Below are 7552 nucleotides of genomic sequence, written 5' to 3' on the forward strand. Positions count from 1 at the left end.
TTAATTATTTTACGTTGAAAATTTGTTCTAATATTTTGATAGTAATTAAATACGTTGGCTTTACACCTGTTGTTCCTAAACCACCTGAAGCTAGTGTACTTCCTGTTTCTAAAGGATTATCTGAAGCGTAATAAGCGTAACGAACTTTTACGTTTTCGTTGATGCTTTTTCTTATTTTTGAAGCGCTTTGAATCGCTTTTTGGTAATAAGATCCTTCCATTTCTAGTCCGATGGCTTCCCATGTAGATTCGTGAAAGAATTTTAATAAATCTCTGTTTTGTAAAGATGTTCCTAAAACGGTAATCATTGGTCCTGCAAAAACTGGAATGTCGTTTCCTTCAAACATTTTTGCTGTTAATTCGTTATGAAACGAATAATTATCGGCAGTTCCTTCATTTATATGAGCATTAGGAATCATAATATCTCCTTTTCCGCCTTCTAGAATTCCTGCTTTTCCCATGATAGAAACTGATTCTACATTTAGAAAAATTTTCTCTTTTCCTATTTTGTAAGGTTTCAATAACTCATCGATAGTTTCGAAAGCTTGTTCCCCAAAAGCGTAATCCATGACGATTAAAACTGGCGATTCTTTCTCGATTTTTGCTTTGGCGAAAGCCGATTTTGTCCAATCTATTTTAGCAGTATCAAAAATTTGAACATCGATATTTGTTCCTGAGGTATCTGGCAAGGAAATCATCCCGTGTTGTAAAGCAAATGCCGAAACTTTATCCCGAAGATCGTTAGCTCCAGACTTACTTAATTCTTCGTAAATATCGAAATCTGTTTTGTCTTTAAACTTGTTTTTTAGCACATGTGTCGCAAAAATAGAGTTCATCACACTGTGCATATTGGCACTAATTACGTGAATTGGTCTAGATAATAAGTCGTTTTTTTGTAAAACTTCTTTTATATCATTTGCCCAAATTTCGCCATGAATGTGGTGTCCTAATCTTTCTCTTAAAATTGGACTAAAAGTAATGGTTCTTTTGTTATTATCGACCACTTCTTCAATCGCAATTTTTCCTAACCAATAAATAATATGCAAGAAACGATCTGGTGAAGTGGTATTGCCAAAATCGTCATAAATTGCCGAAACCTCAGCAAATGTTCTTCCTAAAATATTGGCTACGTGAGAAATAGCTTTTTCTCTTTCTATTAGGGATAGTTTTTTGTTTTGTAATGCGGCTTGTTCTAGCTTTTTCCAATCGCGAGAAACTTTTCCTAGATCATCAATAAGAACTCGGTCTTTAATTTTGTGAGATTCGATGAATATAAAAGTTAAATGGGTTAGAATATCGTAAATATCAGAACGACCACGGGTAATTTCTACGTTCATTTGCTCTTCATCAATTCGGTAGCAATTTCTTCTTCGTTTTGGTGGAACAATGGCTTGAAAATGAGAGTTAGAATAGCCTTCGTCCGATGTTAAATTAATATAACGACATTCTTCAATTCCTACTGGAAGACGTTCTATAACGTATAATAATCCGTTTAGTTCTACTTTCTCTTCGGCAATAGTCCCATAAATTTCGGGTCTTAGTGCCAGCAATGCTTCTCTTAAGGTTTCTCCAGAAATTCCCATTGGTTTATAGAAACCTCTGTTAAATAAATGGCGCATTGTAATATACAATCGTTCGATAGCTGCCGACGATTCTTGCGCTCGTGAGCGCGAAATGTTTTTAATTTCCTTCATTAAATTTTATTTTATAACCCGCAAAGATAAGGTTTTTATATTTAGTTGGTAATAATTAGGTTTATTGCTGGTTCGTACACCATGATTTTGTTTGGCGAATCGCTGTCATTATGCTTGGTTTGTCTGTTCCATTTTCCGCCAGAAAAAGTGTACAAAAAAGCTCTTTCTACAAAATTATACATCACAAAAGGAAAGTAAGTTTTTTGTATTTGTGTTTTATTTGTTTTCGAATCTATTATAGTCTTTTCTAATTTATTTTTTTCAATAATTAATTTTTCGAATCCTACAAAAAGTCCTTTTTTAGGCATGGTTAGATTAAATTTTGACACATCGAAAAGACTCTTTTTAGTTCCTTTTTTTACCGAAACGATAAAATCTTTATGCAGCATTTCCTCGCTAGGATAACCCTTTTCATCAACAGTATAGAAATGAATTTTTATAGTAGCCTCTTCTATTCGGCTATCGGTTTCAATAGCAATTTTTTGTATGAATTTTGTTTTTTTGTAGGCTAATCGATAAGGGAAAAATTTAGTGTCTATTCTTGGTCCGTTATCAAACGATTGATAGATTTGATTGTCTGTATTGCCTATTTCTAGTGTTTTTGTTTCTAACCTGTCTTCGGAAATCATAACCTCATCTAACTGATAAAGCATTGGTTTCAAATTTACTAAAATAGATTTTGATGCGCTCATGATTTTTTTTTCGAAACCCAATGCAGAAAATATTAAGTTTTTATTTTTATCGGTCGAACTAATTGTAAATTCTCCGTTTTCTTCAGAAGTTGTTCCAATATTTTCGTTTTGAACCCAAATATTTACATACGGAATTGGTTTTCCTGAAATACTGTCTTTTACAACGCCTTTTATTTGAGCGGTTATAGAAAAACTGACTAAAAACAGTAAAAGTGTTTTTTGCATTATTTATTAATTATTAGTTTGTCAACAATATTTCTATCATTACTTAGTCTTGGAATTTTATTTTGCCCGCCTAATTTCCCGATAGATTTCATATATTCTTGAAACCCGTTTTTATTAACCTTAGTAATTATAAGTGTTTGCAACACATGACCAACGATTAAATCATCATAATAAGTGTTTTGTTTTCTCATGGCATGATCAATTTGTAAAGCAAAATTTTCGATGTTTTCTGGCTCGTTTTCAAACTCGATAAACCATTCGTGATAAGGCAATCCGTTTGCTGGAGAAATTTGTGGCGCCACCGTAAATTCATTTACACGAACTAATGTATTTTGCATGGCTTCTTGCAGAGCACTTTCTACTTCTTTGCCAATAACGTGTTCGCCAAAAGCCGAAATATAATGTTTAATACGCCCTGAAACAATGACACGATAAGGTTTTAAAGATGTAAACTGAACGGTATCACCAATATTATAAGCCCATAATCCTGCATTTGTAGAAATGATTAAAACATAATTAACTCCTAATTCGACTTCACCAATCGTGTATCGTTTCGGTTTTTCGGTAAAAAATTCATCAGATTTTACAAATTCGTAAAAAATACCTGAGTTTAATAACAGTAGCATTCCTTTTGCTGTCTGAGAATCTTGATAGGCAAAAAATCCTTCGGAGGCAGGAAAAAGCTCGATCGAATCTACTTTTCGTCCAATTAAGTTTTCAAATTTTGCTCTATATGGTTCATAATTTACACCACCATAAATAAATAAATTGAAGTTTTTAAATAATTCTCCTACTGGTTTTTTGGCTTTTTGATGCAGTTTTTCGAAATACATTTGCACCCACGACGGAATACCCGAAATGACCGTCATGTTCTCATGATATGTTTCTTCGACAACAGCATTTACTTTGGTTTCCCAATCCTCAATACAATTGGTTTCCCAAGATGGCATTCGGTTTTTTTGCAAATATTTAGGAACAAAATGTGCTACGATTCCTGATAATCTTCCTAATTTTATTCCGTTTTTTTCTTCAAGAATAGGGCTTCCTTGCAGGAAAATCATTTTACCGTTTACAAAATTGGCATTTCCAGTTTCGTGAATATAACTTAAAATGGCATTTCTTGCCGCTTGTATATGAAAAGGCATCGATTCTTTTGTAAGTGGAATGTATTTTGCGCCCGAAGTAGTTCCTGATGTTTTAGCAAAATATAACGGTTTTCCTATCCAAAGAATGTCTTTTTCTCCTTTTACAACTTGATCAATATAGGGTTTTAATGCTTCGTAATCCCTAATGGGAACATTTTTAATAAAATCCGTGTGGTTTTTTATATCGAAAAAGTTATGGTTTTGCCCAAAAAGTGTCTCTTTTGATTGAAAAAGTAATGATTGAAAAACTTTTTTTTGTGTTTCAATAGGATTTTGAGACCATTTGAGTGTTTTTTTATGAATTTTTTTTGCGAATTGCTTGGCTAAAAAGGCTTTTATATACATTTGTAAAAAGGCTTTGTTTGGGAATAATTTATTTTATTTTTTAGCTTTTTTAGCCTCTGCTTCTACTTTTTTTCTCAGTTCGAGTTCTTCTGGCGATGCTTCGAAATTATATTCGGAAGGATCTACATATTCTGAGGCCATGATAGAATCTTTATTCACTTTAGCATATTCTAAATCGCCTGTTAAGACTTTTTTTACAGATTGTATGTAGGCATCGTTTTTCTTCAATGCAAATTCTAAAGAATCTGATTTGAGTCCTAAATTTAATGCGTCTTTTTTCAATTCGGTCGAGGCGTATCCTGGAATATATTCTCGAAGAGGGGTAAATGCTATGATATAACTAGTTATCGAGATAAGAAACATAGCGCCCAGCGTAGCCACAATAAAAACGTTAAGAATGTTGAGTTTGAAAGAAAATTTTTCTTCAAAAGTTTCTTCATTCAAAATAATAAGTCTTCGTTTTGTTTTTATTTTATCGAAAAATGCTTTTCTTTTTAATCTTTTTTCTGACATAAATTATAATCTTTAGAACAAATATAATAATTTAGAAAGTGCCGTTAGTTTATATGTAATAATAAATCGTTAAAAAAATAAAGGTGTATTAAATTCTTTAATATATTTGCTTAAAGTTTTATTTTTAAATTGCGCAAGCATAATTTTATCTATCATGGGAAGATTAGGAGTTACAGAGATATTAATGATATTAGCCGTTGTTTTATTACTTTTTGGAGGTAAAAAAATTCCAGAATTAATGAAAGGTCTTGGTAGTGGTTTGAGCGAATTTAAAAAAGCTGCAAAAGGAGACGAAGTTCCAGATTCTAAAAAGGACGAGACTAAAGAATAATTCCTTTTTAATGTTATTAAATAAAAATCCCAAATTCAATAAATGAGTTTGGGATTTTTATTTATAAAATCATCGTCAATTGAATTCGTTTTCTATCTTCATCAACCTCAGTGACTTTTACGGTAACGTGTTGGTGCAACTTGACTACTTCATTTACATCACTCACAAAACCTGCTTTAAGTTGCGAAATGTGAACCAAGCCACTTTCTTTAGTACCAATATCGACAAAACAACCAAAATTGGTAATATTGTTTACAATTCCTGGTAAAATCATGCCAGTTCGAAGGTCTTTTATGGTTTTTACATTAGGGTCAAATTCGAAAGCTTTGGCCGATTTTCTCGGGTCTAAACCTGGTTTTTCGAGTTCTTTTATAATGTCTTTTAGGGTTAATAAACCTATTTCGGGCGTGATATAATGCTCCGGTTTTATTAAAGCCGTTTTTTCTTTGTTGGCAATTAGATCATGTACAGATAACTTCAAATCTTTTGCCATTTTTTCTACAATTGCGTAGGCTTCAGGATGCACTGCCGAATTGTCTAACGGGTTTTTGGCATTGTGAATTCTAATAAAAGCCACACCTTGTTGGTAGGCTTTTTCCCCCAAACGAGGTACTTTCTTTAATTGTTTTCTGTTTTCAAATGGTCCGTTTTCTGAGCGGTATTGCACAATATTTTCGGCTAATTTCTCCCCTATTCCAGATACATAACTCAGCAAATGTTTGCTGGCGGTATTAATGTTTATTCCTACCGAATTTACGCATCGAATGACCGTATTATCTAGCTCTTCTTTTAATTTTGTTTGGTCTACATCGTGTTGGTATTGCCCTACACCAATAGCTTTGGGATCTATTTTTACTAATTCTGCCAACGGATCCGATAATCTTCTTCCGATGGAAACCGAACCACGAACGGTAACGTCGTAATTAGGAAATTCGTCTCTCGCAATTTTTGATGCCGAATATACCGAGGCACCTGCCTCAGATACGATAAATACTTGAACGGGTTTGGCTTCGCCTTGTTCGCCTACGGCTCGAGTTTCGAAAGCAATTTTTTTGATGAAAAATTCGGTTTCTCGACTCGCTGTTCCGTTTCCTATAGAAATAGCATCTATATTATAAGCATTGACCATCGATTTTATCTTTTTCATCGCCATCGCAGTTTCGTTTTGTGGGGCGTGCGGATAAATGGTTTCGTTGTATAATAAATCGCCTTTTTCGTCCAGACAAACAATCTTACAACCCGAACGAAATCCGGGATCGATGGCTAGAATTCGTTTTTCTCCTAATGGTGGTGCTAATAAAAGTTGCCCTAAATTATTGGCAAAAACCTGAATAGAATTGGCATCGGCTTTGGCTTTGGCCTCTTGTAAAGCTTCGTTCGAAATGGCAGGAGTGAGTAATCTTTTGTAACTGTCTTCAATGGCCAATTGTACATGAGAAATGGCAGCACTGTTGGTGTTTTTGATGATAATTTCATCAATTAAATCATAAGCTTCATCGAGATCTACTTCTATTTTTATTTTAACAAATCCTTCCTTTTCTGCCCGAAGCATGGCTAATAATCTGTGTGAAGCGGCTTTGGTTAAATTCTCACTCCATTCGAAATATTGGTTAAATTTTTGTGCCGCTTCTTCTTCTTCTTTCTTTTTAACAACTTTAGTCGTAATGGTTGCTTTGCGCTCATAAAGTCTTCTAAGTTGCTTGCGAACATAGATGTTTTCGTTAACCCATTCGGCGATAATATCTCGTGCGCCTTGCAAAGCAGCCTCTTCATTAATCACATTACTGTTCAAATATTGGGTTGCTAAGAAATCGACAGCATCATTTTTCTGATTCATGATGATTTTAGCTAGTGGTTCTAATCCGTTTTCACGAGCTACATCGGCCTTGGTTTTCTTTTTCTTTTTGTAAGGCAAATAAAAATCTTCTATTTCTTGTAAATCGAAAGAATTATCGATTTTTTGTTTCAATTCTGGTGTTAGTGCTTTTTGCTCTTCTATCGATTTTAAAATACCTTCTTTTCGTTTTACAATAAGATCATATTCTTTGTTTAACTTGGCAATTTGCTCGATAAAAACCTCATCGAGATTTCCTGTGGTGTCTTTTCGGTAACGAGAAATAAAAGGAATTGTACAATCTTCATTTAATAATTTTACAGTAGATTCTATATTTTTTGGTGTGGTAGCTACTTGTTTTGCTATAAATTGTATGTTGGTCATTATTTTTTATTTTAGTAAATAATGCGAGATTATCTTAAAATATCGCATTATTTACACGTTATATGTTTTTAAGATTTTATAAAAATTTTTAGATTTTATAAAATTATGTTTCATCTTATTTACTTGTATTTTTTCTAAAAATACAACAGAAAAAGCTTTGTTTGTAAATCTAATTTTTAAATTTTGATGCTAAAAATTGAAAGGGTGTTTTTTTTATTTTGTTTGTAAAGTCATCTGGCGAAAACAATATCTTTGTGTTTATTTAAAAAATTATGGTCGCTATTTTAATTTATTTTTTTATCATCAATACTATTGGATTTTTCCTAATTGGTTACGATAAAAGAATGGCAATTGCTAATCAATATCGAATTTCCGAAAAAACACTTTTAT

7 protein-coding genes are annotated in these 7552 nt (G+C 32.8%); 2 read left to right on the forward strand and 5 right to left on the reverse strand.

Going from position 1 to position 7552, the window contains the following annotated elements; genetic code table 11:
• Positions 1–4 precede the first annotated feature (4 nt).
• The 4 genes from B0A57_RS09450 to B0A57_RS09465 are packed head-to-tail and all read right to left on the reverse strand — an operon-like array spanning position 5 to position 4613.
• Positions 5–1693 carry a DUF6909 family protein gene (locus B0A57_RS09450; protein ID WP_011964567.1) on the reverse strand — a complete coding sequence of 563 codons (1689 nt, stop codon included), beginning with the start codon at positions 1691–1693 and terminating at the stop codon, positions 5–7.
• 41 nt (positions 1694–1734) lie between these two features.
• A complete protein-coding gene (locus tag B0A57_RS09455; protein ID WP_011964568.1) occupies positions 1735–2610 on the reverse strand; it encodes a carboxypeptidase-like regulatory domain-containing protein in 876 nt (291 codons plus the stop codon).
• Entirely contained in the window at positions 2610–4100 is a 1491-nt protein-coding gene (locus B0A57_RS09460; protein ID WP_034099650.1) for a GH3 family domain-containing protein, read from the reverse strand. Before B0A57_RS09460 ends, B0A57_RS09455 begins: the two co-directional genes overlap by 1 nt.
• Before the next feature lie 33 nt (positions 4101–4133).
• Positions 4134–4613: a hypothetical protein gene (locus B0A57_RS09465; RefSeq protein ID WP_011964570.1), complete on the reverse strand. Its 480-nt coding sequence runs from the start codon at positions 4611–4613 to the stop codon at positions 4134–4136.
• Positions 4614–4767: 154 nt separating this feature from the next.
• Here B0A57_RS09465 and B0A57_RS09470 point away from each other — a divergent pair, with 154 nt between their 5' ends.
• Entirely contained in the window at positions 4768–4944 is a 177-nt protein-coding gene (locus B0A57_RS09470) for a twin-arginine translocase TatA/TatE family subunit (protein WP_011964571.1), read from the forward strand.
• 61 nt (positions 4945–5005) lie between these two features.
• On the opposite strand, the gene B0A57_RS09475 is transcribed toward B0A57_RS09470, so the two are convergent.
• Positions 5006–7162: a Tex family protein gene (locus B0A57_RS09475; protein WP_011964572.1), complete on the reverse strand. Its 2157-nt coding sequence runs from the start codon at positions 7160–7162 to the stop codon at positions 5006–5008.
• 272 nt (positions 7163–7434) lie between these two features.
• Here B0A57_RS09475 and B0A57_RS12470 point away from each other — a divergent pair.
• On the forward strand, positions 7435–7552 hold a 118-nt coding region (locus B0A57_RS12470), incomplete at its 3' end, for a DUF1294 domain-containing protein (protein ID WP_133062903.1).

This window comes from Flavobacterium psychrophilum DSM 3660 = ATCC 49418 (genome assembly GCF_002217405.1).
GTDB lineage: Bacteria > Bacteroidota > Bacteroidia > Flavobacteriales > Flavobacteriaceae > Flavobacterium > Flavobacterium psychrophilum.

What these genes read in the sequence shown, in the direction of transcription:
- B0A57_RS09460 (WP_034099650.1), bottom strand. Translation starts at nt 4,100, where the DNA reads ATGTATATAAAAGCCTTTTTAGCCAAGCAATTCGCAAAAAAAATTCAT.
- B0A57_RS09465 (WP_011964570.1), bottom strand. Translation starts at nt 4,613, where the DNA reads ATGTCAGAAAAAAGATTAAAAAGAAAAGCATTTTTCGATAAAATAAAA.
- B0A57_RS09455 (WP_011964568.1), bottom strand. Translation starts at nt 2,610, where the DNA reads ATGCAAAAAACACTTTTACTGTTTTTAGTCAGTTTTTCTATAACCGCT.
- B0A57_RS09475 (WP_011964572.1), bottom strand. Translation starts at nt 7,162, where the DNA reads ATGACCAACATACAATTTATAGCAAAACAAGTAGCTACCACACCAAAA.
- B0A57_RS09470 (WP_011964571.1), top strand. Translation starts at nt 4,768, where the DNA reads ATGGGAAGATTAGGAGTTACAGAGATATTAATGATATTAGCCGTTGTT.
- B0A57_RS09450 (WP_011964567.1), bottom strand. Translation starts at nt 1,693, where the DNA reads ATGAAGGAAATTAAAAACATTTCGCGCTCACGAGCGCAAGAATCGTCG.